Consider the following 25,234-nt stretch of genomic DNA (forward strand, 5'->3'; position numbering starts at 1 on the left):
ACGGCACATGGCTGCCAAGGACGTGAAATTCTCCGTCGATGCGCGTGACAAGGTCCTGCGCGGCGTCGATATCCTCGCCAACGCCGTCAAGGTGACCCTCGGCCCCAAGGGCCGCAACGTGGTCATCGAGAAAGCGTTCGGCGCCCCCCGCATCACCAAGGACGGCGTCTCCGTCGCCAAGGAGATCGAGCTGGAGGACCGCTTCGAGAACCTCGGCGCCCAGCTGGTGCGTGAAGTCGCCTCGAAGACCAATGACCTGGCCGGCGACGGCACCACCACCGCCACCGTGCTGGCCCAGGCCATCGTCAAGGAAGGCGCCAAGGCGGTGGCCGCTGGCATGAACCCGATGGATCTGAAGCGCGGCATCGATGTCGCCGTGGATGCCATCATCAAGGACCTGGCGGCCAAGTCCAAGGCCGTGACCTCCAACGAGGAGATCGCCCAGGTCGGCACCATCTCCGCCAACGGCGACGAGGAAGTCGGCAAGTTCCTGGCGGAAGCCATGAAGAAGGTCGGCAACGAAGGCGTCATCACCGTCGAGGAAGCCAAGTCCTTCGAGACCGAGCTCGACGTGGTCGAGGGCATGCAGTTCGACCGCGGTTATCTCTCCCCCTATTTCGTCACCAACGCCGAGAAGATGCGCGTTGAGTTCGAGGATCCTTACATCCTCATCAACGAGAAGAAGCTGACCGGCCTGCAGGAGCTGCTGCCGGTGCTCGAGGCCGTGGTGCAGTCGGGCAAGCCGCTGCTGATCATCGCCGAGGACGTGGAAGGCGAGGCGCTGGCCACCCTGGTGGTCAACAAGCTGCGCGGCGGCCTCAAGGTCGCGGCGGTGAAGGCCCCGGGCTTCGGCGATCGCCGCAAGGCCATGCTGGAGGATATCGCCATCCTCACCGGCGGCACCGTGATTTCCGAGGATGTGGGCATCAAGCTCGACAGCGTGAACCTTTCCATGCTCGGCCGCGCCAAGAAGGTGGTGATCGAGAAGGAGAACACCACCATCGTCGACGGCGCCGGTGAGAAGGCCGACATCGAGGCCCGCGTGGCCCAGATCCGCGCCCAGATCGAGACCACCACCTCCGACTATGACCGCGAGAAGGCCCAGGAGCGTCTCGCCAAGCTCGCCGGCGGCGTGGCCGTGGTGCGCGTCGGTGGCGCCACCGAGGTGGAAGTCAAGGAGAAGAAGGACCGCGTGGACGACGCCCTGCATGCCACCCGCGCCGCGGTGGAAGAAGGCGTGCTGCCCGGCGGCGGCGTGGCCCTGCTGCGCTCGGTGAAGGTGCTGGACGGCCTGAAGGTCGACCATGCCGACCAGAAGACCGGCATTGAGATCGTCCGCAAGGCGATCCAGGCGCCTGCCCGCCAGATCGCCCAGAACGCCGGCGACGACGGCTCGCTGGTGGTCGGCAAGGTGCTGGAGACCGACGACTACGCCTTCGGCTACAACGCGCAGACCGGGCAGTTCGTGGACATGGTGAAGGCCGGCATCATCGACCCCACCAAGGTGGTGCGCACCGCCCTGCAGGACGCCGCCTCGGTGGCCGGCCTGCTCATCACCACCGAAGCCCTGGTGGCCGAGGCACCGAAGAAGAACGCCCCCGCGGCCCCGGCCATGCCGGGCGGCGGCATGGACTTCTGAGGACAGACCACGCCCTGGCGCCGCCCGGCAACTTTTTCGCAAAAGGCAAACCGAAGGGTTTGCTCGGGCGGCGGCATGGACTTCTGAGGACAGACCACGCCCTGGCGCCGCCCGGCAACTTTTTCGCAAAAGGCAAACCGGTAGGTTTGCTCGGGCGGCCAGGGTAGAGAAGACGACGTGAGCGGCCGGGCCTTGCGCCCGGCCGTTTCTATTTTACGACGCCCAACCACCCACGCGCTGTGCGGGTAGATCATCCGGTGAACCACCGGCGCGCGACACCACAACCTGAAACCATGCTGGCCCTGCGACCCGGTTCCGGGTAGCGTCGGGCAACCGCACGGAACCCGATCACCTTGGCCAAGCCTCCTTCAAAATCCGCCAGTTCCTCCCGCAAAGCGCCGCCGCGCACCAAGTCGCGCGCCAGCCGCAAGGCCGCTGCGGCCGGGCATGCCCACGCCGAAGCACTCATCGTGGCGCCCCGGGCCACGGGCGAGATGCCGTCCAAGAAGGAGGTGCTCGCCTTCATCGCCAGCCAGAGCGGCACCGTGGGCAAGCGGGAGATCGCCCGCGCGTTCGGCCTCTCGGCGGCGCAGAAGGTGGAACTGAAGGCGCTGCTGCGGGATCTGTCCGACGACGGCACCGTGGATCGCCGCCGCCGCAGGCTGCACGTGCCCGGCGCCCTGCCCGGCGTGCTGGTGGCGGACATCGTGAGCCGGGACGGCGATGGCGAGCTGATCGCCGTGCCGGTGGAATGGGACGGCGAGGAGCAGGGCGAGGCGCCCCGCATCCTGGTGCAGACCCCCCGTCGCGTCAGCCGCGCCCGCGGCCCGGCGCCCGGGCTCACGGACCGGGTGCTGCTGCGCATCGTCGACGGCACCGGCGAACCGGGCGTGCCGTTCACCGGCCGCGTCATCAAGGTGCTGGAGAAGGCCCGCAAGCAGACGCTGGGCATCTTCCACCCCCTGCCCCATGGTGGCGGGCGCATCGTGCCCATCGACAAGAAAGCCCATGGCCGCGAGTTGCAGGTGCCCCCAGGCGCCGAGCACGAGGCGGAAGATGGCGATCTCGTTTCCGTGGAGCTGATGCGCCAGCGGGTGTTCGGCCTGCCCACGGCGCGGGTGAAGGACCGGCTGGGCTCGCTCCGCAGCGAGAAGGCGGTGAGCCTCATCGCCTTGCACGCCCACAACATTCCCAATGTGTTCCCGGAAGCGGTGATCCAGGAGGCCGAGGCGGCCAAGACCGTGACCGTGCGCGGCCGCGAGGACTGGCGCGCTTTGCCCCTCGTCACCATCGACCCGCCCGACGCCAAGGACCATGACGACGCCGTGCACGCGGCCACGGACGAAGACCCGGACAATGAGGGCGGCTTCGTCGTCACCGTCGCCATCGCCGATGTTGCCGCTTACGTGCGGCCAGGCACGCCGCTGGACCGCGAGGCGCTGATCCGCGGCAATTCGGTCTATTTCCCCGATCGGGTGGTGCCCATGCTGCCCGAGCGCATCTCCAACGATCTGTGCTCGCTGCGGCCGGATGTGGACCGGCCAGCCCTGGCGGTGCGCCTCGTCATCGGCAAGGACGGGCGCAAGCGGCACCACACGTTCCACCGCATCATGATGCGCTCGGCCGGCAAGCTCGCCTATGCCCAGGCCCAGGCGGCCATGGATGGCACGCCCGACGAGCTGACCGGCCCGTTGCTCGATCCCGTGTTGAAGCCGCTTTATGAGGCCTATGCGGCAGTGAAGCGGGCGCGCGACAATCGCCAGCCTTTGGAGCTGGACCTGCCCGAGCGCAAGATCCTGCTGAAGCCCGACGGCACCGTCGACAAAGTGGTGGTGCCGCAGCGCCTCGACGCCCACAAGCTGATCGAGGAATTCATGATCCTCGCCAATGTGGCCGCCGCCGAGACCCTGGAAGACAAGCGCACCCCGCTCATCTACCGGGTGCATGACGGCCCCTCGCTGGAAAAGCTCTCGGCGCTCCGGGACTTCCTGAAGACCCTCGACATCGCTTTGCCGAAGATCGACGCGGTGCGTCCCTCCCACCTCAACCGCATTCTGGCGCAGGTGGTGGGCACGGACGTGGCGCCGCTGGTCAATCAGGTGATCCTGCGCAGCCAGAGCCAGGCGGAATATGCCTCGGAGAATTACGGGCATTTCGGCCTGAACCTGCGCCGCTATGCGCACTTCACCTCGCCCATCCGCCGCTATGCCGATCTGGTGGTGCATCGCGGGCTAATCCGTGCCTTGAATGCCGGCGCGGATGGCCTGCCGGAGGAGGCGACACCGGAGAGCCTGGGCGAGATCGCCGCCGCCATTTCCGTCACCGAGCGCCGCGCCATGGCGGCGGAGCGGGAGACGGTGGATCGCCTCATCGCCCACCATCTGGCCGATCAGATCGGCGCCGAATTCCACGGCCGCGTCACCGGCGCCACCAAGGCCGGCCTGTTCGTGGCCCTCGACGACACCGGTGCCGACGGCTTCATTCCCGCCGCCACCCTGGGGGCGGACTATTACCGCTTCGATGAGGTGCGGCAGGCACTGGTGGGCGAGCGCACCGGCGAGATGCACCGCATCGGCGACCGGGTGGAGGTGCGGCTGGTGGAGGCGGCGCCGGTGGCCGGCGCACTTCGGTTTGAGCTTCTCTCCGAAGGCTCCTATGTAAAAGGTCCGCGTGGCCGGCCCGGGCCGCAGCGGCGTTCCTCGGGAACGAAAACCGCCCCCGGTCGCGCTCCCTCGCGGAGCGGGCCGCGGGGCGCAACGGGTGGGAGGTGCACCGGCGGCAGCCGGAAAGGAAAAGGATGACCCGTCCATGACCATGACGGAAACCGAGCGGGCGCTGCCACCCGCGACACCCGCCTCTCCGGCGGTGGACCGCCGCCCGCGCTCGGTGGCCGAGGCGCTCATGCGCGGCGGCCATTGCCGCTGCCCCGCCTGCGGCACCGGCGCACTGTTCGAGCGCTACCTGAAGGTGACGCCCTTCTGCGGCCACTGCGGCGAGGCGCTCTACCACCAGCGGGCCGATGACGCGCCGCCGTATATGGTCATCCTGGTGGTGGGCCACATCGTTGTGCCACTGCTGGTGCTGGTGGAAGAGGTGTTCCGTCCGCCGGTCTGGGGGCACCTTGCCCTATGGCTGCCTTTGACCCTGGTGCTGAGCCTGGTTCTGCTGCCGCCGGTGAAGGCGATGCTGGTGAATCTGCAATGGGCGCTGCGCATGCATGGCTTCGATCCCGCCAGCCCCGAGCGCGAGGCGCCGCCTCCCGGCGCACCTTCACCCGCTTCCGTTTCCCGTACTGCGATGCCCTGACATGACCGATTTCGCCACGCGCCTCACCAATGCCGAGCGTCGCCAGGATTGGCCGAACCAGCGCCCCAAGGACGCGGCGACCATCATTCTGCTGGATCGCAAGGGCAAGGAGCCCCGCGTTCTGATGGGGCGGCGCCACCCCAACATGAAGTTTCTGCCCGGTGTCTACGTCTTTCCGGGCGGGCGCCTCGAGCGATTCGACAAGACCATGCCGGTGTTCGGCGTGGTGGATCCGGACAGCGAGCGCCGGCTGATGGCCGGGTTTCAGCGCCCCACCGTAGTGCGCGCGCGCGGCCTCGCGGCCGCCGCCATTCGCGAGCTCTATGAGGAAACCGGCCTCTTGCTGGGCACCAAGGACCTCGGCGCGCCAGAGGTGCCGTGCGACGACTGGAAGGCGTTCGCCGAACGGGGCATCTTCCCCAATCTGGAGGCGCTGACCTACGTGGCGCGGGCCATCACCCCGCCGCGGCGCCCCAAGCGTTTCGACACCCGCTTCTTCGCGGCCGATGCCAATGCGGTCTGCGACGAGGAGCCCGGCAAGGTGGGGGAGAACGCCGAGTTCATCGACCTGCGCTGGCTCACCTTCGATGAAACCAAGGCGCTGGAGCTGCCCACCGTGACCCGCGTGGTCATCGAGGAGCTCGCCGCCCGGATCGAAGCCGGCTTCCACAACCGCCTGCCGGTGCCGTCCTACGCCATGCGCAACGGACGCTTCCAACGTACCCTGCTTGATTGACCGGATTCCCCGACCCCATGCACGCTCCGCAGGAGCCGGCCATTGAGATGAGCCGGACCGCCTCCATTGCCGCCGCCATCTCCGCCATCGCGGTGGTGGGGGTGGGCATCAGCCTTTCGATTCCGCTGCTCGCCCTTGAGCTGGAAAGCCGAGGTGTCTCGCGCACCCTGATCGGCATCAACACCGCCGTGGCCGGCGTGGCGACGGTCGCCACCGCCCCCTTCGTGCCGCTGCTGGTGCGGCGGATGGGCGTGCGGCTGCTGCTCACCTTGTCCATCGCCATCACCGCCGCCACCCTGCTGGCGTTCAAGGCGATTCCCTCCTTCCCCGTGTGGTTCCCGCTGCGCTTCGTGTTCGGCGCCACGCTGTGCATCCTGTTCGCGGTGAGCGAGTTCTGGATCAATGCGGTGGCGCCACCGGGACGGCGCGGCCTCATCATGGGCATCTATGCCACCGCCCTCTCCATCGGCGCGGCGCTCGGGCCCATCATCCTCAGTGTCACCGGCACAACCGGATGGCCGCCTTATGTGGCTGGCGCGGTGGTGCTGTGCCTGGGCGCCATCCCGATTCTTTTGGCCAACGGCATGGCACCGAAAATCCAGGATGGCGAACACCATGGGGTGATGGCCTTTCTGCGCAAATCGCCCACGGCCCTGCTGGCGGCCCTGGTGTTCGGCGCCATCGAAACCTCGGTGATGAGCTTCCTGCCGCTCTATGGCGTACGGCTGGGCCTGCCTGATTCCGGCGCCTCCCTGCTGCTGACGGTGGCGGTGCTCGGCAATGTGGCTTTCCAGATTCCCCTCGGCCTCGTCAGCGATCGGGTGGACCGGCGCCTGGTGCTGCTCACCTGCGCCACTGTCGGCGCCATCGGTGCCGGGGTGCTGCCGCTCATGTCGGTGGGCGGTTGGGATTTCCTCGTCACGGTGTTCATCGCCACCGGCATCGCCGGCTCGCTCTACACGGTGGGGCTCGCCCATCTGGGCGCGCGATTCCATGGGGCAGCGCTGGCCGCCGCCAATGCGGCGTTCGTGATGCTCTATTCGGTCGGCCTCATCATCGGCCCGCCGCTGGCCGGCGCCGGCATGGATGCCTACGACCCTTATGGTTTCGCTTACGTGATCGCCGCCATGCTGGGCGGCTATGCGGTGGTCGTCGCCATTCGTTATGGCGTCGCCCGCGCGGCGGGGGCAACTGCGGGCAGGCCTTGACATTCAAGGGCGGTTGAGAGAGTTTCCGCCCCCACGAGCCGCCTGTCCGGCAGCGCGTTCGACTTTCTTTTCGCCGTTGACCGGCAACGCCGTAACGGCCCGCGCGCCACAAGCGGCACCCAGGGATCAAGACATGGCCAAGGCTGCAACCATCAAGATCAAGCTCCTGTCCACCGCCGACACGGGCTCCTTCTACGTGACCAAGAAGAACTCCCGCACCAAGACCGACAAGATCGTGCTCAAGAAGTACGATCCGGTGGCGCGCAAGCACGTGGAATTCCGCGAGACGAAGATCAAGTGAGTCTGCGGCGGCGCACCTGCGCCGCGCGACTCTGATCGGCCAAGGGCGCCCCTCGGGCGCCCTTTTTGCTGTTCGCGGCAGGCCGACCGCACGGGTGCCCTCAATCCCGCGTGAGGCCCTGCTTCTCCAGCGCGCCCACATAGGCGGCGAGCATGGCCTCCTGCTCCCGGCCATAGCGGTACAGGAGCTCCCAGGGGTAGATGCCAGTGGCATGGCCATCGTCGAAGGTCAGGCGAATGGCGTAATTACCCACCATCTCCACCGCCGTGATGCGCACGGCGCGCTTGCCTGGCACGGTGATTTTCTCGCTCGGATTATGCCCCTGCACCTCCGCCGAGGGGCTTTCGACCCGCAGCAGCTCGGCCGGAATCGTGAAGGCGGCGCCATCGTCGAAGGCCAGCCGCAGGGTGCGCTTGTCCTCGCCCAGGCGGATCTCCGTGGGCCAGGCGGCCGGGGTCGTCTCCACGGTCATCGCATTGTCCTTTCCGGCCGCTGCGGCCGCTGCAGGAGGACGGCCACGCGAATGTGCGCCGCCCCACCTGTTCATCATTCCATGGCATACGATATAAGACCTCAAAGGTCGAAGTCCGCAGCGTCGGGGCGCCAGGCGCGCCTCGCGCGCAGCGGGTCGTGCACGATGCGGGATGGATGCGACGGAGTGGTTGCGGTGAGTGGCGCGTTACGGGATCTGATCGACCGGCCGAATGCGGCGGCCGCCCAGGCTGCCGGCCCCTTGGTGGACACCTTTGGGCGCGCTGTGAACTATCTGCGCGTCTCGGTCACCGACCGCTGCGATTTCCGCTGCGTCTACTGCATGTCGGAGCACATGACCTTCCTGCCCAAACCGGAGCTGCTGAACCTGGAGGAACTGGACCGGCTGTGCTCGGCCTTCGTCATGCGCGGGGTGCGCAAGCTGCGGTTCACCGGCGGCGAGCCGCTGGTGCGGCGGGATGTGATGACCCTGTTCCGCGCCCTCTCCCGGCACCTGGAGAGCGGGCGGCTGGACGAGGTGACCCTGACCACCAATGGCTCGCAGCTCGCCCGCTATGCCGCCGACCTCGCCGCCTGCGGCGTGCGGCGCGTGAATGTCTCCCTGGATACGCTGGACGCCGCCAAGTTTCGCGCCGTGACCCGCTGGGGCGACCTGGACCGGGTGCTGGCCGGCATTGCCGCGGCCAAGGCGGCCGGTCTTCATGTGAAGGTCAACGCGGTCGCCCTCAAGGGCGTAAATGCGCATGAGATCAGCGGCCTGATGGAATGGGCCCATGGCGAGGGGCATGACCTGTCGCTCATCGAGGTGATGCCGCTGGGCGACACCGGCGAGGATCGCCTGGATCAATATGTGCCGCTCACCACGGTGCGGGCCGAGCTCGCCGAGCGCTATACCCTCACGGAGAGCAGCCACCGCACCGGGGGCCCGGCGCGCTATGTGGACGTGAAGGAGACTGGCGGCCGGCTGGGCTTCATCACCCCGCTCACCCATAATTTCTGCGAGGGCTGCAATCGGGTGCGTGTGACCTGCACGGGCACCTTGTTCATGTGTCTCGGCCAGGAAGACGCGGCCGACCTGCGCGCCCCGCTGCGGGCCTCCGCCGACGATGCTTTGCTGCAGGCGGCCATCGATGCGGCGATCCTGCGCAAGCCCAAGGGCCACGATTTCGTCATCGACCGCACCCATCGCCAGCCAGCGCTGCAGCGGCACATGAGTGCCACCGGCGGCTGATCCGCCTGCCCAATTGCGGCGAAGACATGGCATGGGCATGCGCGCCATGCACGTCGGTGCCTGCAGGGCCTCGAATTCGGCACGGCGAAGCCGCGGGCGAATAAGCTAAATCTTACCAAACGACAGCTATCCCTGTGCAGACGGCCCGGCGCCGCCTGGGGTTCACGGCCATGCGCCCATCACGGCGCGCGCCAGGCTCCGCAGCCGGGGCAGACCCAGCCGGCCGCCCGCCGGACGAAGCAGCATGCCGGCACCCGCCGGACAAGGACCCAAGATGACCACCCCGGCTCAGACCAGCGCCAACCTCACGAATTCGGGCTTGAAGGGCGTTCTCGCCATGGCGGTGGCCATGGGTCTTTTCATCACCAACGACACCTGCCTCAAGCTGGCGGTGGGCACCCTGCCCCTCGGCGAGGCCATCTTCCTGCGCACCGCCGTTTCCGCCGTGCTGCTGCTGGCGCTGGTGGCCCGCTCCGGCGATCTGCCGGCCTTGCCACTGGCGGCGCACCCCCGGGTGCTCGGCCGCTCGATCCTCGATTCCCTCACCACCTTCCTTTATGTGGCGGCGCTGGCGGTGATGCCCATCGCCTCCAGCACCACCATCTACATGGCCGCGCCCCTGCTCACGACCGCCCTGGCGGTGCCCATGCTGGGCGAGAAGGTGAGTCTGCGCGGCTGGTGCGCCATCGTCATCGGCTTCAGCGGCGCCGTCATCGTCACCCGGCCGGATCCGGCCACCTTCTCCCTCATAGCCCTTCTGCCGCTCATCGCCGCCTTCTGCAGCTCGGTGCGCGATGTGATGACCCGTGGCATCGGCCTGGAGATTCCCGGACCCGTGGTGAGCGCCTCCGCCGTGCTGGTGCTGCTGGTGTGTTCCGGCGCCTTCGCCATCTGGGAGCCCTGGCATCTGCCGGCTCTGCGGACGGTGCTTTATCTCCTGCTGGCCGGCACCGCCTTCGCCGGGGGCACCCTGCTACTGGTGTACGCCTTCCGCCACGCGCCCGTCGCGTCCATCTCGCCGCTGCGCTACCTCATGGTCTTCGGCGCGCTGCTCTCGGGCTATCTGGTGTTCGGCGATGTGCCGGATGCGTGGACCAGCGTCGGCATCGTGCTGGTGGTGGGCGCCGGCCTCTATGCCATTCGCCAGGAACAGGTGCGGGCCCGCAATGCCCGCCGGGCGGCGGCCTGCGTCGCCGCCGGCGGCAGCGCCATGGCCCATGCGGCCGCGGCCTGCGCGGCACCGAAGGACTGAGGCAGGGACCGCCCAAGGCAAGCCGGCGACCACGACGGACGAGACCGCTACGGCGGTCGACTGGCCCGGCGCCGACGCTCCGAATCGGCGCCGCCGCGCCTATGCGCCGGTCTTCACCACACCTGGACTTGCGCGCGCAGCGCCCGGCCACCGACCGGACAGCATCAGCCAGCCTTCTGCCCGCCCTGGACGAGGCTTTGCGTGGGACGAGGCTTTCAGTGGGACCTTCGGCCCGCTTTTGGAGGGGTGCGCCAGTTGAGGGGTGCGCCAGGCGGCGCATGCACGGCAGCGGCATGAACCGGGCAGAGGATAGGCTGGCCGGTGGGGAGCGCGCGGGGAGGCCTCCCGTCATCGCTCACCCACCGGCCAAACCCCACGGACCCAGGAGATGCGGCGGACCTGAGCACTCCGTAGGGTTGTCTCGAAATCTCTCGGCCCGCCGTCGCGGCCGCAACGCCGGTGGTGCGCCACCGTTCGCGGTTCATCGCAGCAGAGCGGTCAGAAGCCTGCAGCCGCGCCGCCGACTGCATCATTTAAAAAGTGTAGCGCAACCCCAGAAAAAGGGAAAGCTGCCGAATTCGGGCCGGGTTACAGGGCCCGCTCACGTTCCGGCGAAGTGGCGCACGGTTTCCAGGAACTTCGCCACCGAGATCGGCTTGGACAGGTAGGCCTCGCAGCCCCCCGCGCGGATGCGCTCCTCGTCGCCCTTCATGGCGAATGCCGTGACGGCCACCACGGGAATCGCCTTCAGCTCCGGATCCGCCTTCAGCTTGCGGGTCACGTCGAGCCCGGAGATTTCCGGCAGCTGAATGTCCATGATGATGAGATCGGGGCGATTGGCCCGCGCCAGCTCCACCGCTTCCACGCCGGTGCGGGTCTCCACGGTACGGTAGCCATGGGCCTCCAGCAGGTCGTGGAAGAGCTTCATGTTCAGCTCGTTGTCCTCCACGATCATGACCGTCTTCGACATGGGTCCTATCCCCGCTCCGTGCTTCGCAGCCCGCCGCGAACGTGCTGGAATGGGCACAGCTAGAACCCATTCCTTGCGGAAGCGCAAATGCCCATTCAAGAAAAGCCCAAAGGCCTGGACGCTCAACGGGCCGCGGCCCAGGAGGTGGCGGTGAGCGCCCTCTCCTTCATCGCCGCGGACGGGGAGCGCCTGGTGCGATTCCTCGGCGAAACCGGCCTCAGCCCCGCCAGCCTGCGCGAGGCCGCCGGCAAATCCGGCTTCGGCGCCGGGGTGCTCGCCTTCCTGCTTTCCGATGAAGCCATGCTGCTGGCCTTCGCCGCCGACCAGAAGCTCGATCCCAAGCATGTGGTGGCCGCCCACGACATTCTTGCCCCGCCGTTCGATCCCGACGCGCCGGTGCGTCGGCTCTAGGCCCTGCCCGGAGCGTGGCCATGGCTGCCGCCCTGCCCCCCGGCTTCTGCCGCGACTGCCTCGCCGATGCGGCGAGCGGGCCGCGCTGTGCCGCCTGTGGCAGCCCGCGACTGGTGCGCCACGGAGAGATCGACCACCTCAGCATGGCCCATGTGGACTGCGACGCCTTCTTCGCCGCAGTGGAAAAGCGCGATAACCCCGCCCTCGCCGATGTGCCCCTCATCATCGGCGGCGGCAAGCGCGGGGTGGTCTCCACCGCCTGCTACATCGCCCGCATCAGCGGGGTGCGCTCGGCCATGCCCATGTTCAAGGCCAAGGCGCTGTGCCCGGATGCGGTGATCCTGCCCCCCAACATGGAGAAATACCGCATCGCGGGGCGTCAGGTGCGGGCCATGATGCAGGCACTGACGCCCCTGGTGGAGCCCCTCTCCATCGACGAGGCCTTTCTCGATCTCTCCGGCACCACGGCCCTGCACGGGCTCAGCCCGGCCCGCACCCTGGCCCGCTTCGCGCGCGAGGTGGAACAGCAGGTGGGAATCACGGTTTCGGTGGGCCTTGCCCCCAACAAATTCCTGGCCAAGACCGCCTCGGACCTCGATAAGCCCCGCGGCTTCTCCGTGCTCGGCGCCGCCGAGGCGCCCGCCTTCCTGGCGCCACGGCCGGTCACCTTCATCTGGGGCGTCGGCGCCGCCTTCGGCAGCCGCCTCAACCGCGATGGCTTCCACACCATCGGCGATCTGCAGCGGGCCGACGCCGCGGAGCTGGCGCGCCGCTACGGCGCGGAGGGGCTGCGGCTGGCCCGCCTCGCCCACGGCATCGACACGCGCCAGGTGGAGCCGCACCGGGAGGCCAAGAGCGTCTCCGCCGAAACCACCTTCGACACCGACATTGCCGCCCTGCGGCCTTTGGAGCAGTCGCTTTATGGCCTGTCGGAAGAGGTGAGCGCGCGGCTCAAGAAGGCCGGCATCGCCGGGCGCACGGTGACGCTGAAGCTCAAGACCGGCGATTTCCGCCTGCGCACCCGCTCGCGCACTCTCGAGACCCCCACCTGCCTCGCCGGGCGCATCTATGCCCACGCCCAGGAGCTGTTGCAGAAGGAGGTGGATGGCAGCCGCTTCCGCCTCATCGGCGTCGGCGTCTCGGAGCTGTGCCCCGCCAGCGAGGCGGATCCGGCCGACCTCGTGGATACGGGCACCGAGCGCCTCAAGGCGGCGGAGAGCGCCATGGACGCACTCACCGCGAAATTCGGACGCGGTGCCGTCTCGCGCGGGCTGATGCTCGGCAGCGACCACGGCGGCCGCCGGAAGGGACGCTAGGCCGCCGTGGGGCCGCCATTCGCCATCTGCCGGCGCGCGGCGGGAGCGAATGCGCGCGTCGCCCTACTCTTTCCGGCGCTGATCTGCTAGAGCGCACCCTTGATCAAGACATGACGAGTGCTGCGATGATCCCCCGTTATAGCCGGCCGGAAATGGCCGCCATCTGGTCCCCCGAAGCCCGCTTTCGCATCTGGTTCGAGATCGAGGCTCATGCCGCCGACGCGCTGGCCGAGCTGGGCGTGGTGCCCAAGGAGGCCGCGGCCAAGATCTGGGAGCTCGGCGGCAAGGCCGAGTTCAACATCGACCGTATCGACGCCATCGAACGGGACGTGAAGCACGATGTCATCGCCTTCCTCACCCATCTGGCCGAGTTCATCGGCCCCGAGGCGCGCTTCGTCCACCAGGGCATGACCTCGTCCGACGTGCTGGATACCTGCCTCGCGGTGCAGCTCACCCGCGCCGCCGACCTGCTCATCGCCGATGTGGACAAGCTCCTGGCGGTGCTGGAGCGGCGCGCGTTCGAGTTCAAGCTCACCCCCACGGTGGGCCGCTCCCACGGCATCCATGCCGAGCCCACCACCTTCGGCGTGAAGCTCGCCATCGCCAGCGCTGAGTTCCAGCGCGCCCGCGCCCGCCTCGCGGCGGCCCGCGAGGAAATCGCCACCTGCGCCATCTCCGGCGCGGTGGGCACCTTCGCCCATGTGGATCCCCGGGTGGAAGAGCATGTGGCCGCCAAGATGGGCCTGAAGGTGGAGACCGTTTCCACCCAGGTTATCCCCCGCGACCGCCACGCCATGTTCTTTGCCACCTTGGGCGTGGTCGCCTCCTCCGTGGAGCGGCTCGCCACCGAGGTGCGCCACCTGCAGCGCACCGAGGTGCTGGAGGCCGAGGAATATTTCTCGCCGGAGCAGAAGGGCTCCTCGGCGATGCCGCACAAGCGCAATCCGGTGCTCACCGAGAACCTCACGGGCCTTGCCCGCATGGTGCGCGCCTATGTGACGCCGGCGCTGGAAGACGTGGCCCTGTGGCACGAGCGGGACATCTCCCACTCCTCCGTGGAGCGCATGATCGGCCCCGATGCCACCGTGACCCTGGACTTCGCTCTGGCGCGCCTCACCGGCGTCATGGACAAGCTGGTGGTCCACACCGACAACATGCAGAAGAACATGGACAAGCTGGGTGGCCTCATCCACTCCCAGCGGGTGCTCCTCGCCCTCACCCAGAAGGGCGCCAGCCGCGAGGACGCCTATCGCCTCGTGCAGCGCAACGCCATGAAGGTCTGGCGCGGCGAAGGCGACTTCCGCACCTTCCTCCTCAATGATGCGGACGTGCGCAAATTCCTTGCCGAAGACGACATCAACGAAAAGTTCGATCTCGGCTACCACTTCAAGAATGTGGACACCATCTTCAAGCGGGTGTTCGGCCACGCCTGAGCGGTTCCGCGCACAAATGAAAAGGCCCGCCGGATGGCGGGCCTTTTTTAGTCTGCGGACACCAGCGGCTGGCTCAGAAGGTGGTCATGATCCAGCCCACCAGCAGCGCCACCACCGGCAACCAGGTCATGGCGAGGGCCAGATCGACCCGGCCGCGGCGCCACATCAGCAGCCCCAACAGCGGCGAGAGGATGCACACCGCCAGGGTCAGCGACCAGCCGACGACCGCCGACATCTCGCCCCCGGCGCCTTCCGGCCCACCGAAGACGAACCCGGAAATCGCCAGCAGCAGCACCACAAGCGCCGCATCGGCCAGGAGCCCGAGGCCAACCACCACCTTCGAAGCGCGCGTGGGCGCCGGAACAGCAGTCACGATGGGCCGATCAGCCGATGGCCTTGTCGCGGATCGCGACGCCCTTCTCTTCCAGCATGGGGATGAGTTCACCCGACTGGAACATCTCGCGGACGATGTCGCAGCCGCCCATGAACTCGCCCTTGATGTAGAGCTGCGGAATGGTCGGCCAGTTCGAGTATTCCTTGATGCCCTGGCGGATCATGTCGTTCTCGAGCACGTTCACGCCCTTGAAGGGTACGCCCACGTGATCGAGAATCTGCACCACCTGACCCGAGAAACCGCACTGCGGGAACTGCGGGGTGCCCTTCATGAAGAGCACCACGTCGCTCGACTTGATGATGCCTTCGATGTCTTCGCGAATGCTCATGGGATCAAATCCAATCTCGCGGACCGAATGAGCCGGCCCTCTCAGCTAAAGATCGACCCTCACCGCGGAAAGTTCAAGGCCGCTTGTGCAGCGCGGCGCACGCGCGGCCGCGCACCGCCCTCCGCGGTGTCGGGCGCATCGTGGCCTCAGGCCGGCGCCGAAGTGTGGAGGGCGAGCGCGTGGAGCACGCCGCCCATGTTCCCCTTCAACGCCGCATAGACCATCTGGTGCTGCTGCAGCCGGCTCTTGCCGCGAAACGCCTCGGAGACGATTCGCGCGGCATAGTGGTCGCCGTCACCGGCGAGATCCTCGATCACCACAGAGGCATCCGGAAACGCCGCCTTGATGAGCTGCTCGATATCACTGGCGGGCATGGGCATGGCCGGTGGATCCTCCGCGGAAGTGAGGGGTGCGCCCGTTCAGGACGCACCCATGTAGATGGGCAGCCAGGTCTCGTGGCGATCGCGAAGCGCCTCGACCATGATCGAGCGGTCGTCCGGCAGGATCAAGCGATCGCCGCCGGTCTTGCCGATCTTCAGCACCGGCACGCCCGCTGCCTGGGCATGGCGCACCACCTCGGCGGTCTGGCCCGACGGCACCGTGACCACGTAGCGGGCCTGGTCCTCGCCGAACCACCAGGCGTTGGCATCCATGCCTTCGGGCGGCGCTTCCAGCGTGGCGCCCAGATGCCCGGCCATGGCCATCTCCGCCACGGCCACCAGCAGGCCGCCATCGGAAATGTCGTGCACGGCGGTGGCGATTCCGTCGCGGATGAGGGCCCGCACGAAGTCGCCGTTACGCTTCTCGGCCACCAGATCCACCGGCGGCGGCGCGCCTTCTTCCCGCTCACACACGGTGGCGAGGAAGGACGAGGCGCCGAGCCAGCCCTCGGTCTTGCCGATCAGCAGGATCGGCTCGCCGGAGGCCTTGAAATCCAGCGTCATGGTCTCCGCAAGATTGTCGATGAGGCCGACGCCGCCGATGGACGGGGTCGGCAGGATGCCCTGGCCATTGGTCTCGTTGTAGAGGCTCACATTGCCCGACACGACCGGGAAATCGAGCGCCTCGCAGGCCGCGCCGATGCCTTTCACGCAGGCCACGAACTGGCCCATGATCTCCGGCTTCTCGGGATTGCCGAAATTCAGGTTGTCGGTCACCGCGATGGGGGTGGCACCGACCGCGGTGAGATTGCGCCACGCCTCGGCCACCGCCTGCTTGCCGCCCTCGAACGGACCCGCCTCGCAATAGCGCGGCGTCACGTCGGTGGTCATGGCCAGCGCCTTGGGGCCGTCCTCCACCCGCACCACGGCGGCATCGCCACCGGGGCGCTGCACGGTGTTGCCGAGAATGAGGTGGTCGTATTGCTCCCACACCCAGCGCTTGGAGCACAGGTCCGGCGAAGCGATGAGACGCTCCAGGGCGTCCGCCACCGACAGCGGGCTGCGCACATCCTCCGGCTTGATGACGGGGCGCTCGGCCGGCTCCACGTACGGCCGGCGGTATTCCGGCGCCTCGTCGCCCAGCTCCTTGATGGGCAGATCGGCTTCCACCAGACCCTTGTGCTTCACCACGAAGCGCAGCGTGTCGGTGGTGCGGCCGACGATGGCGAAGTCGAGGCCCCACTTCTTGAAGATGGCCTCGGCCTCTTCTTCCTTGCCGTCGGCAATCACCATGAGCATGCGCTCCTGGCTTTCCGAGAGCATCATCTCATAGGCGCTCATGCCGGTTTCGCGGCACGGCACGGCGTCGAGGTCGAGCTCCACGCCCAGGTCTCCCTTGGCGCCCATCTCCACCGCTGAGCAGGTGAGGCCGGCGGCACCCATGTCCTGGATCGCCACCACGCAGCCCTTCTGCATGATCTCCAGGCAGGCTTCCAGCAGCAGCTTCTCGGCGAAGGGGTCGCCCACCTGCACGGTGGGGCGCTTCTCCTCGGCATCGGCGCCGAACTCGGCGGACGCCATGGTGGCGCCGTGGATGCCATCGCGGCCGGTCTTGGAGCCGAGATAGACGATGGCGCGGCCGACGCCGGTGGCGGCGGCGTAGAAGATCTCGTTGGTGTTGGCGAGACCGACCGCCATGGCGTTGACGAGAATGTTGCCGTTATAGCGCTTGTGGAATCCCACCGAGCCACCCACCGTGGGCACGCCGAAGGAATTGCCATAGCCGCCGATGCCGGCCACCACGCCGGCCAAAAGGCGCCGGGTGCGGGTGTTGTGGCAATCGCCGAAGCGCAGCAGGTTCAAGGCCGCGATGGGCCGCGCCCCCATGGTGAACACATCGCGCAGAATACCCCCCACGCCCGTGCCCGCGCCCTGGTAGGGCTCGATGAAGGACGGATGGTTGTGGCTCTCCATCTTGAAGACCACGGCCTGCCCATCGCCGATATCCACCACACCGGCATTCTCGCCGGGGCCCTGGATCACCCGCGGACCGGTGGTGGGCAGGGTGCGCAGCCAGGCCTTGGAGGATTTGTACGAGCAGTGCTCGTTCCACATGGCGGAGACGATGCCGAGCTCCGTGATGGACGGCTCGCGGCCGATGAGCTTGACGAAGTGATCGTACTCCTCCGGCTTCAGGCCGTGCTCGGCCACCAGTTCCGGAGTGATGCGGGGCATGTTGGGAAGAAGGGTCACAGCGTGTCGATCCGAATTGGGGCGCGTTTCACGCCGCCTTCAAGGCGCCGGCGAGGCTCTCGAACAGGCCACGCCCGTCGGTGGGGCCGATTTCCGGCTCGATATAGTCTTCCGGGTGCGGCATCATGCCGAGCACGTTGAACTTCTCGGAATAGATGCCGGCAATGCCGTTGATGGAGCCGTTGGGCCCATCGGTCTCGTCGATCTGGCCATCCGCACGGGCATAGCGGAACGCCACGCGCCCCTCATGCTCCAGCTGGGCGATGGTGGCGTCATCCGCCGTGTAATTGCCTTCGCCGTGCGCCACCGGAATGCGGATCAGGTCGCCCTTGCGATAGGCCTTGGTGTAGGCCGTATCGGCCCGTTCCACCCGCAGCAGCACCTCGCGGCAGACGAAGCGCAGGCGCGCATTGCGCACCAGCACGCCCGGCAGCAACCCGGCCTCGCACAGGATCTGGAAGCCGTTGCAGATGCCCAGCACCAGGCCACCCTTGGCGGCATGGGCCCGCACCGCAGTCATGATATTGGCGCGGGCGGCGATGGCGCCGCAGCGCAGATAGTCGCCATAGGAGAAGCCCCCCGGCAACACCACCAGATCGGTGCCCGCCGGCAGCTCATGCTCCGCGTGCCAGACGATGTTCGGCTTGGCGCCGGCGACGAGCTTGAGGGCACGCGCGGCATCCCGCTCACGATTGGAGCCGGGAAAGAGGATGACGGCAGGTTTCATGATCTCTCAATGGGCGTCGGCAAGATCGAGCCGGGGTTCGATGCGTTCAAGGCGCGCATCCTGGCGGGCAAGCACGCCGTAGACAGTGTTCATATTCTGCTGGAGACCAGCGAGATGGGTGCTGATGGCCGAAATCTCCCGCCGGACACCATCCAGCTTGAGGGTCATCGGGTCGAACCGGCCTCGCATCGACTTCGGGACCTCGTGAATCAGTTCGCTCGCGACCTCAGCCATGGCGTCCCCTCGGCGGCACCGGCAGACAGCTTAGCACACCCTCAGGCGAACTCGATTCGGTAGGTTTCGATCACCGTGTTGGCCAACAGCTTCTCGCAGGCTTCCTTGAGGGCGGCCTCGGCGGTGGCCTGGTCGTTGCCGGCCAGCTCGACGTCGAACACCTTGCCCTGGCGCACGCTCTGCACGCCGTTCACGCCCAGGGAGCGCAGCGCGCCCTCGATGGCCTTGCCTTGCGGATCCAACACAGCGGACTTCAATGTGACAATGACGCGGGCCTTCATGACACCTTCTCGCGTTGGCATTCGCCTGGATCTGCCCCGCGCCTGTCGCGCGGGCAACGGGCTCAGTCAGCGGACCTGCAGACCACCGTTCAATGCAAACGGGGGCCTGTCGGGCCCCCGCCTAGCACTTTTCACTGTTCCGGCTCAACGCCTGCCGGCGTCAATCCAGACCTGCGCGATCACTTGACCAGCACCGGACCCTTGCCCTGGCTGGGTTCCGGCTCAATCAGGATGCCGAGCCGGCGCGCCACTTCGGTATAGGCCTCCACGAGGCCGCCCATGTCGCGACGGAACCGGTCCTTGTCCATCTTGTCGTTGGACTTGATGTCCCACAGCCGGCACGAATCGGGGCTGATCTCGTCGGCCACGACGATCCGCATCATGTCGTTTTCCCACAGGCGGCCGCATTCCATCTTGAAGTCCACAAGACGGATGCCGACGCCGAGGAACAGGCCGGTCAGGAAGTCGTTGACGCGGATCGCCAGGGCGATGATGTCGTCGATCTCCTGGGTGGTGGCCCAGCCGAACGCCGTGATGTGCTCTTCCGACACCATCGGGTCGTTGAGCGCGTCGTTCTTGTAATAGAACTCGATGATCGAGCGCGGCAGCGGCGTGCCTTCCTCGATGCCGAGGCGAGTCGACAGCGAGCCGGCCGCCACATTGCGGATCACGACTTCGAGCGGAATGATCTCCACCTCGCGGATCAACTGCTCGCGCATGTTGAGCCGGCGGATGAAGTGAGTCGGAACGCCAATGTCGTTCAACCGGGAGAAGACATACTCCGAAATCCGGTTGTTGAGCACGCCCTTGCCATCGATGACATCGTGCTTTTTGGCGTTGAAGGCGGTCGCGTCATCCTTGAAGTGCTGGATGAGGGTGCCGGGCTCAGGACCTTCATAGAGGACCTTCGCCTTGCCTTCGTATATGCGGCGGCGGCGCGACATGGGGGTATACCGTCGATTGAGGAAATCCATGGGTGTGCCAAGGCTCCGTTCTGGTGACGCTCCTCGGCGGGGCGCGGGTGGCTGTTGAGCAGTTCACGCCGAGCCCGAGCGGACACTAGCCGATCACGGCCCCGGATACAACGCGACTGCGTCAATGAGGCATTGGTTGCACGCCGAGCCGGCAAATCCCCATCCGGACACCTCACCTGCCCTTCCGACAGGGTGCGCGTAGCGGGCCGCGCGGCGAGTCGCCATCCGCGCGACGTCAGCCGCCCGTCAGAAGCCGCGACAGAAGCCGCGACATGGGGCAGCATCGTGGTGTGCGATGCCTCACTGCCGTTGATCTAGGCGGAGGCGCCCTATATTCAAGGCACGCGCGCGATGTGGCGGGCCCTGCCCCAGCGTCGCGCAAACCAATCCCGGTCACGAGCCGGTCACGACATCGTCAGGAAGAGGGCAGCCATGACCACGTTCGACAAGCGCGAAGAAGGCTTCGAGGGGCGCTTCGCGCTGGACGAGGAGACCCGCTTCAAGGCTCTCGCTCGCCGCAACAAGAAGCTCGGCCTCTGGGCGGCCGAGAAGCTGGGCCTCGAGGGTGAGGCTGCGGCGGCCTACGCCAAGGAAGTGGTCATCTCCGACCTCGAAGAGGCCGGTGACGAGGACGTCTTCCGCAAGCTGCGGACCGACTTCGACGCCAAGGGCGTCGCGATCTCCGATCACCAGATTCGCCGGACCATGGAAGAGCTGCTGGCCGTCGCCTCCCAGGAGATGAAGTCCGGGAGCTGAACGCCCAGCGCTGGCGGGAGCGGCCAAGGCTCTCCCGCTCGCCACACAGCGGGCAATAAAAAAGGCCGCCTCCCGGCGGCCTTTTTCGTGTCGCGCAAGATCAGCGCGAATAGAACTCGACCACGAGGTTCGGTTCCATCTGAACCGGATAGGGCACCTCGTTGAGCTCCGGCACGCGCGAGAAGCGTGCGACCAGCTTGCCGGCGTCCAGCTCGATATAGTCGGGAACGTCGCGCTCGCCGAGCTGCTGGGCTTCCAGCACCAGGGTCATCTGGCGAGAGGCTTCCTTGACCTCCACCACATCGCCCACCTTCACCTGATAGGAGGGGATGTTCACACGCTTGCCGTTCACCTTCACGTGACCGTGAGACACGAACTGGCGGGCGGCGAAGATGGTGGGCACGAACTTGGCGCGATACACCACGGCATCCAGGCGGCGCTCAAGGAGGCCGATCAGGTTGGCGCCGGTGTCGCCCTTCATGCGGGAGGCTTCCACGTAGATGGCGTGGAACTGCTTCTCACCCACGGAGCCGTAATAGCCCTTCAGCTTCTGCTTGGCGCGCAGCTGCACGCCGAAGTCGGACAGCTTGCCCTTGCGGCGCTGACCGTGCTGGCCGGGACCGTATTCGCGACGGTTCACCGGGCTCTTGGAGCGGCCCCAGATGTTCTCGCCCATACGGCGATCGATCTTGTGCTTGGCCGCAATGCGCTTGCTCATGTAACGCGGATCCTTGTTTTGTTCGTGCTGGGATCGCGCCCCTCCTCTGTGGAAGCGGCCCGCCAACGGCGCGCCGGATTTCCACTGACAGGCCCAAGCAGCGCGCTGCCGCTCGAAGCCACGGGTGCGTGAAACGCCAATGTGAAAAACCTCGTGGACCGTCGCCGATCCGCAAGGTAGCGGCCTCATAAGCGTTCACGGCATGTGAGTCAACGTGCGCGGGGCTTCGCGCGCTTATGTCTCGGGGCCCTGCCCCCGCTTTGGCCTTGTCGCGGCCGGCCCAGGGCTTAGCTTCTCCACCGTTCCCAAAGCCCCCGCGATGCCATCCTCGGCGTCGTGCCGTTGGAGCCTGCCCCATGAAGATCCTGGTCTTTCAGCACGTGGCCGTCGAGCATCCCGGCCGCTTCCGCGATTTCCTGAAGGCCGACGGCATCCAATGGCATCCGGTGGAGCTGGATGCGGGCGAGCCCATTCCCCCGCTCGATGATTATGACGCGCTCATGGTGTTCGGTGGCCCCATGGACGTATGGCAGGAGGCCGAAAACCCCTGGCTGGTGCCGGAAAAGGCCGCCATCCGTCAATGGGTGGCGAAGGACCGGCCCTATCTCGGCGTCTGCCTCGGCCATCAGCTGCTGGCCGATGCCCTGGGCGGCCAGGTGGGCCTCATGGCCAAGCCCGAGGTGGGGGTGACCGAGGTGACCCTGACCGAAGCCGGCCGCGCCGCGCCCCTGTTCACCGGCCTCGGCCCCACCTTCCCCACCCTGCAGTGGCATGGCGCGGCGGTGCTGGCGCTGCCGCCCGGCGCCACGGTGCTGGCCGAGAACGCCCATTGCCCCATCCAGGCCATCCAGGTGGGGCAGCGCGCCTTCGGCATCCAGTATCACGTGGAGCTGACCGACGACACGGTGCCCGAATGGGGCGTCATCCCGGAATACCGCTCAGCCCTGGAAGCCATCACCGGCCCCGGCGGCCAGCAGGCCCTCGAAACGGTGACGCGGGAGAAGATGCCGGCGTTCGCCGCCGCGGCGAGGCAGCTCTATGCCAACTTCAAGGGTGTGATCGGCTGAGCCCCCTCACCGCCCCTGGCGCAGGGCGGTGAGTACCTGCAGTGAGGCATAGCCGTCGTCAGGGGTGATGCCGGCCCGCTGCTGGAAGGCGCGGACCGCACGCATGGTGGCGGTCCCCACGCGGCCATCGGTGCCGCCGGTGCTGAAACCGGCGGCAGTGAGGCGCTGCTGCACCTCCTGAACCTCGGCCAGGGTCAGCGCCCGCTCGCCGCCGGGCCAGGGGGTCACGAAGGGCCCCTCCCCCATGATCTGGTCGCCCAAATGCACCACGGCCAGCGCGTAGTTGGACGAGGGGTTGTAGGAGCGCACCGCATAGAAATTGTGGAACAGCAGCAGCGCCGGCCCGCCCGGTCCCCCGGGCAGCCACAGCCGCGCCGGCTCGTCATAGCCCGCCAGGGAGCGGCCATCGATGGTCTGCACCCCCATGTCCCCCCATTGGGAGAGCAGCCGCTTGGTCTTGTTGTCGGCAAGGTCGGTATTGAAGGCGCCGGGCAGCCGTGCTTCCACGCCCCACGGCTCGCCGCGGCGATATTTGCCGCGTTTCACCAGATAGTTGGCGGTTCCCGCCAGGGCATCATCAGGGCGTCCGAAGGGGGAAATGCGGCCGTCGCCGTCGAAATCCACCCCCATGTTCAGCCACACCTCGGGCATCCATTGGGTATGGCCCATGGCGCCGGCCCAAGAGCCGGTCATCTCCCGCGGTGTACCCCAGCCCCGCTGGACGATCACCAGCGCGTTGAGAAGCTCGGTTTCCCAATAGCGCCGGCGCCGGGGCTCGCCCCAGGCCAGGGCGGCGAGGGAGGGAAACACCGGCTTCATGTGCGCCGGGTTGCTCAGCACGTCGCCGAACGCGCTCTCCATGCCCCAGTAGCCGAGCATCACCCGCCGATCGACCCCGAACGTCTCCTCGATCCGGCTGAACAGCCCGGCATATTGGCGGGCGCGCTCCTGGCCGGTGGCGACGCGCCAGTCGGAGACCCGGCGATTGAGATATTGCCAAGTCTGCTCCGTGAACTCCGGCTGCGCCCGATCCTGCGCATAAACGCTGGTGTCCGGCTTCAAGCCGGCGAACACCGCATCATAAGTGGCATCGGAAATGCCGCGGGCGCGGGCCTTGGCGCGGAACTGCTGCACCCAGGCGGGAAACGGCTTGGCCGCCTTCTGCGCCAGCGCCGCCTGCGGCCACGCGGCGGCGGCGGCCAGCCCCAGAAGACCGAACGAGACGGCGCGGCGGTCGACCCGAACGGCCATGCAATTCTCCTATCTGTTCAACTGGCCACCGCCAGCGGCGGGGCGAGGATTTCCGGCGGGCGCACCTGCCGCGCGGCCACCCGGCTCACCTGCGCCGCATCGAGCGGGCGGGCGGTGGAGATGAGCCGCACCGGCGCGGCAGGGCCCTCACCCGCGTCGGCGGGGCCCAACAGCTGCACCACGCGCCGGGCGATGGCGGGGGCGGGATCCACCCAGTCCACCGGCCACGGCGCCAATCGGCGCAGCCGGTGCAGCAGCAGGGGATAGTGGGTGCAGGCCAGCACCACCGTATCGGTGCGGCGGCCGTCTTCAGCCACGAAGCAGGGGGCGATTTCCGCCTGGATCACTGCGTCCGGTACCGGCCGGCCCGCAAGCTCGGCCTCGGCAATCTCGGCCAGATGCACGCTCGGCACCAGGGTGACCTCGCAATGGGCGGCGAATTCGCGAATGAGGCCGGCGGTATAGTCCCGGCGCACGGTGCCCGGTGTTGCGAGAATGCTCACCCGTCCGCTCCGCGAGCCTGCACAGGCCGGCTTCACCGCCGGAACGGTACCGACGAACGGCAGGGCATGGCGCGCCCGCAGGCTCGGCAGAACCACGGTGGAGGCGGTGTTGCAGGCAATCACCACCAGTTGCGGCCGGGTCAAGGCGATCAGGCGGTCGACCACGCCATCGACCCGCGCCACCAGCGCCGCGTCGCTCAGGCCGCCATAGGGAAAGCCGGCGTCATCGGCGGCGTAGACAAAGGACGCGTCAGGGCGCGCGCGCGCCACCTCGCGGAATACCGACAGACCACCGACGCCGGAATCGAACACGAGGATGGTCGGCGCCGGGTGGGAAACAGGCGACACAGCAGCGACTCTCTCTGCACAAGCAGTGACAATGGTCATCGCTTATCCTCAACGGCGCGGGCGACAGTGTGGCGCCGGCTCCGTAAAGGAAAGGTATCGCTCGCCCGCTCAGCCCTGGTTTTCAGGGGTGTGGAGCACCAGCCCGTCGAGCTCGGCGGTCAGCTTGATCTGGCAGGACAGCCGCGACGTGGGCCGCACGTCGGAGGCGAAATCCAGCATGCCCTCCTCCATCTCGGAGGGCGCGCCCACCTTCTCCGCCCAGGCCGCGTCCACATAGACGTGGCAGGTGGCGCAGGCACAGGCGCCGCCGCATTCGGCGACGATCCCCGGCACGCCATTGCGCACCGCCGCTTCCATGGCTGTCGCGCCTTCCGGGCTCTCGACCGAATGGCGGGTTCCGTTGAATTCCACAAAGGTGATCGCGACCATGAATTTGCCGTACCAGCGCCCGATGGATTGAAAACCTTCCAGGGAAGGCAGTTGGCGCCCTATAGCCCCAAGCGGCGGCGGATGCCAGCCTCGCCGGCGGACGCGGCGTTAACGATATCTTCATTCTCAGCCCACCGGCTGGTTCAAAGCCATTCCGCCCCCCGTTAGGATAAGGATCCGTAAACCATCTTCCGCCGGCCTGTCCGGACGGCAAGACGTGTTTGCGCGGCCTTCCGCCTCGGCGGCCGGCCGGGGCCTCGGCCCGCTGAGACGAGTAGCGTGTGAGTATCGGGATT

27 protein-coding genes are annotated in these 25,234 nt (G+C 67.5%); 13 read left to right on the top strand and 14 right to left on the bottom strand.

All coding sequences use genetic code 11. From position 1 onward, the window contains the following. Positions 1-7 precede the first annotated feature (7 nt). The 6 genes from groL to rpmG all read left to right on the top strand — a co-directional run bounded on the left by groL (position 8) and on the right by rpmG (position 7,190). Positions 8-1,639 carry a chaperonin GroEL gene (gene groL, locus ACU4E7_RS19065; protein WP_447019824.1) on the top strand — a complete coding sequence of 544 codons (1,632 nt, stop codon included), beginning with the start codon at positions 8-10 and terminating at the stop codon, positions 1,637-1,639. Between the two features lie 494 nt (positions 1,640-2,133). After that, positions 2,134-4,440, top strand: coding sequence for a ribonuclease R (rnr, locus tag ACU4E7_RS19070; protein WP_447021669.1), 2,307 nt, complete (start codon positions 2,134-2,136; stop codon positions 4,438-4,440). 7 nt (positions 4,441-4,447) lie between these two features. Continuing rightward, complete coding sequence (locus tag ACU4E7_RS19075) at positions 4,448-4,945, top strand: DUF983 domain-containing protein (protein WP_447019825.1); 498 nt, start codon at positions 4,448-4,450, stop codon at positions 4,943-4,945. Position 4,946: 1 nt separating this feature from the next. After that, a complete protein-coding gene (locus tag ACU4E7_RS19080; protein WP_238122903.1) occupies positions 4,947-5,681 on the top strand; it encodes an NUDIX hydrolase in 735 nt (244 codons plus the stop codon). A gap of 47 nt (positions 5,682-5,728) precedes the next feature. Further along, the gene (locus ACU4E7_RS19085; protein ID WP_238122904.1) at positions 5,729-6,889 is read left to right on the top strand and encodes an MFS transporter; all 1,161 of its coding nucleotides are present in this window, start codon (positions 5,729-5,731) and stop codon (positions 6,887-6,889) included. Between the two features lie 133 nt (positions 6,890-7,022). Next, the gene (rpmG, locus tag ACU4E7_RS19090; RefSeq protein ID WP_238122905.1) at positions 7,023-7,190 is read left to right on the top strand and encodes a 50S ribosomal protein L33; all 168 of its coding nucleotides are present in this window, start codon (positions 7,023-7,025) and stop codon (positions 7,188-7,190) included. Between the two features lie 100 nt (positions 7,191-7,290). Here the strand turns inward: rpmG and ACU4E7_RS19095 are convergent, their stop codons facing one another. Next, on the bottom strand, positions 7,291-7,662 hold the full coding sequence (locus tag ACU4E7_RS19095; RefSeq protein WP_447019826.1) for a gamma-butyrobetaine hydroxylase-like domain-containing protein: 372 nt from the start codon (positions 7,660-7,662) through the stop codon (positions 7,291-7,293). A 195-nt stretch (positions 7,663-7,857) separates the two neighbouring features. On the opposite strand from ACU4E7_RS19095, the gene moaA reads away from it, so the two are divergent. Both moaA and ACU4E7_RS19105 read left to right on the top strand, forming a co-directional pair. Further along, positions 7,858-8,913: a GTP 3',8-cyclase MoaA gene (moaA, locus tag ACU4E7_RS19100; protein WP_447019827.1), complete on the top strand. Its 1,056-nt coding sequence runs from the start codon at positions 7,858-7,860 to the stop codon at positions 8,911-8,913. Between the two features lie 274 nt (positions 8,914-9,187). Further along, positions 9,188-10,165 (top strand): DMT family transporter, encoded by a 978-nt coding sequence (locus ACU4E7_RS19105; protein ID WP_238122908.1) that lies wholly within the window; start codon positions 9,188-9,190, stop codon positions 10,163-10,165. 601 nt (positions 10,166-10,766) lie between these two features. On the opposite strand, the gene ACU4E7_RS19110 is transcribed toward ACU4E7_RS19105, so the two are convergent. Continuing rightward, positions 10,767-11,135 carry a response regulator gene (locus tag ACU4E7_RS19110; protein ID WP_238122909.1) on the bottom strand — a complete coding sequence of 123 codons (369 nt, stop codon included), beginning with the start codon at positions 11,133-11,135 and terminating at the stop codon, positions 10,767-10,769. Positions 11,136-11,222: 87 nt separating this feature from the next. Here ACU4E7_RS19110 and ACU4E7_RS19115 point away from each other — a divergent pair, with 87 nt between their 5' ends. The 3 genes from ACU4E7_RS19115 to purB all read left to right on the top strand — a co-directional run bounded on the left by ACU4E7_RS19115 (position 11,223) and on the right by purB (position 14,295). After that, positions 11,223-11,546 carry a DUF3572 domain-containing protein gene (locus ACU4E7_RS19115; RefSeq protein ID WP_447019828.1) on the top strand — a complete coding sequence of 108 codons (324 nt, stop codon included), beginning with the start codon at positions 11,223-11,225 and terminating at the stop codon, positions 11,544-11,546. Between the two features lie 20 nt (positions 11,547-11,566). Beyond that, positions 11,567-12,862 (top strand): DNA polymerase IV, encoded by a 1,296-nt coding sequence (locus ACU4E7_RS19120; RefSeq protein WP_447019829.1) that lies wholly within the window; start codon positions 11,567-11,569, stop codon positions 12,860-12,862. A gap of 125 nt (positions 12,863-12,987) precedes the next feature. Continuing rightward, positions 12,988-14,295 (top strand): adenylosuccinate lyase, encoded by a 1,308-nt coding sequence (gene purB, locus ACU4E7_RS19125; RefSeq protein ID WP_447019830.1) that lies wholly within the window; start codon positions 12,988-12,990, stop codon positions 14,293-14,295. A gap of 73 nt (positions 14,296-14,368) precedes the next feature. Here the strand turns inward: purB and ACU4E7_RS19130 are convergent, their stop codons facing one another. The 8 genes from ACU4E7_RS19130 to purC all read right to left on the bottom strand — a co-directional run bounded on the left by ACU4E7_RS19130 (position 14,369) and on the right by purC (position 19,866). After that, positions 14,369-14,668, bottom strand: coding sequence for a hypothetical protein (locus ACU4E7_RS19130; protein WP_447019831.1), 300 nt, complete (start codon positions 14,666-14,668; stop codon positions 14,369-14,371). A gap of 10 nt (positions 14,669-14,678) precedes the next feature. Beyond that, positions 14,679-15,017, bottom strand: a complete 339-nt coding sequence (gene grxD / locus ACU4E7_RS19135; protein ID WP_238122914.1) for a Grx4 family monothiol glutaredoxin — start codon at positions 15,015-15,017, stop codon at positions 14,679-14,681. A gap of 146 nt (positions 15,018-15,163) precedes the next feature. Then, complete coding sequence (locus ACU4E7_RS19140; RefSeq protein WP_238122915.1) at positions 15,164-15,397, bottom strand: BolA family protein; 234 nt, start codon at positions 15,395-15,397, stop codon at positions 15,164-15,166. Positions 15,398-15,436: 39 nt separating this feature from the next. Beyond that, entirely contained in the window at positions 15,437-17,632 is a 2,196-nt protein-coding gene (gene purL / locus ACU4E7_RS19145) for a phosphoribosylformylglycinamidine synthase subunit PurL (RefSeq protein WP_447021670.1), read from the bottom strand. A gap of 46 nt (positions 17,633-17,678) precedes the next feature. Then, the gene (gene purQ / locus ACU4E7_RS19150) at positions 17,679-18,377 is read right to left on the bottom strand and encodes a phosphoribosylformylglycinamidine synthase subunit PurQ (protein WP_238122917.1); all 699 of its coding nucleotides are present in this window, start codon (positions 18,375-18,377) and stop codon (positions 17,679-17,681) included. 6 nt (positions 18,378-18,383) lie between these two features. Continuing rightward, entirely contained in the window at positions 18,384-18,611 is a 228-nt protein-coding gene (locus ACU4E7_RS19155; RefSeq protein WP_447019832.1) for a hypothetical protein, read from the bottom strand. 41 nt (positions 18,612-18,652) lie between these two features. Beyond that, positions 18,653-18,892, bottom strand: coding sequence for a phosphoribosylformylglycinamidine synthase subunit PurS (gene purS / locus ACU4E7_RS19160; protein WP_238122919.1), 240 nt, complete (start codon positions 18,890-18,892; stop codon positions 18,653-18,655). A 179-nt stretch (positions 18,893-19,071) separates the two neighbouring features. Beyond that, positions 19,072-19,866 (bottom strand): phosphoribosylaminoimidazolesuccinocarboxamide synthase, encoded by a 795-nt coding sequence (purC, locus tag ACU4E7_RS19165; protein ID WP_238122920.1) that lies wholly within the window; start codon positions 19,864-19,866, stop codon positions 19,072-19,074. Between the two features lie 432 nt (positions 19,867-20,298). On the opposite strand from purC, the gene ACU4E7_RS19170 reads away from it, so the two are divergent. Then, on the top strand, positions 20,299-20,622 hold the full coding sequence (locus ACU4E7_RS19170; protein ID WP_238122921.1) for a DUF1476 domain-containing protein: 324 nt from the start codon (positions 20,299-20,301) through the stop codon (positions 20,620-20,622). A gap of 100 nt (positions 20,623-20,722) precedes the next feature. On the opposite strand, the gene rpsD is transcribed toward ACU4E7_RS19170, so the two are convergent. Continuing rightward, positions 20,723-21,340 carry a 30S ribosomal protein S4 gene (gene rpsD, locus ACU4E7_RS19175; protein WP_447019833.1) on the bottom strand — a complete coding sequence of 206 codons (618 nt, stop codon included), beginning with the start codon at positions 21,338-21,340 and terminating at the stop codon, positions 20,723-20,725. A gap of 356 nt (positions 21,341-21,696) precedes the next feature. Between rpsD and ACU4E7_RS19180 the strand changes: the two genes are divergently transcribed. After that, positions 21,697-22,407, top strand: a complete 711-nt coding sequence (locus ACU4E7_RS19180) for a type 1 glutamine amidotransferase (RefSeq protein ID WP_447019834.1) — start codon at positions 21,697-21,699, stop codon at positions 22,405-22,407. A 6-nt stretch (positions 22,408-22,413) separates the two neighbouring features. Here ACU4E7_RS19180 and ACU4E7_RS19185 read toward each other — a convergent pair whose 3' ends face one another. The 3 genes from ACU4E7_RS19185 to ACU4E7_RS19195 form a co-directional block, all read right to left on the bottom strand. Continuing rightward, positions 22,414-23,658 carry a lytic murein transglycosylase gene (locus ACU4E7_RS19185; RefSeq protein WP_447019835.1) on the bottom strand — a complete coding sequence of 415 codons (1,245 nt, stop codon included), beginning with the start codon at positions 23,656-23,658 and terminating at the stop codon, positions 22,414-22,416. A 17-nt stretch (positions 23,659-23,675) separates the two neighbouring features. Continuing rightward, positions 23,676-24,548 (bottom strand): glutamate racemase, encoded by an 873-nt coding sequence (gene murI, locus ACU4E7_RS19190; RefSeq protein ID WP_238122925.1) that lies wholly within the window; start codon positions 24,546-24,548, stop codon positions 23,676-23,678. 69 nt (positions 24,549-24,617) lie between these two features. Beyond that, positions 24,618-24,938: a 2Fe-2S iron-sulfur cluster-binding protein gene (locus ACU4E7_RS19195; protein WP_238122926.1), complete on the bottom strand. Its 321-nt coding sequence runs from the start codon at positions 24,936-24,938 to the stop codon at positions 24,618-24,620. Between the last annotated feature and the right edge of the window lie 296 nt (positions 24,939-25,234).

Source organism: Xanthobacter sp. ZOL 2024, assembly GCF_052932325.1.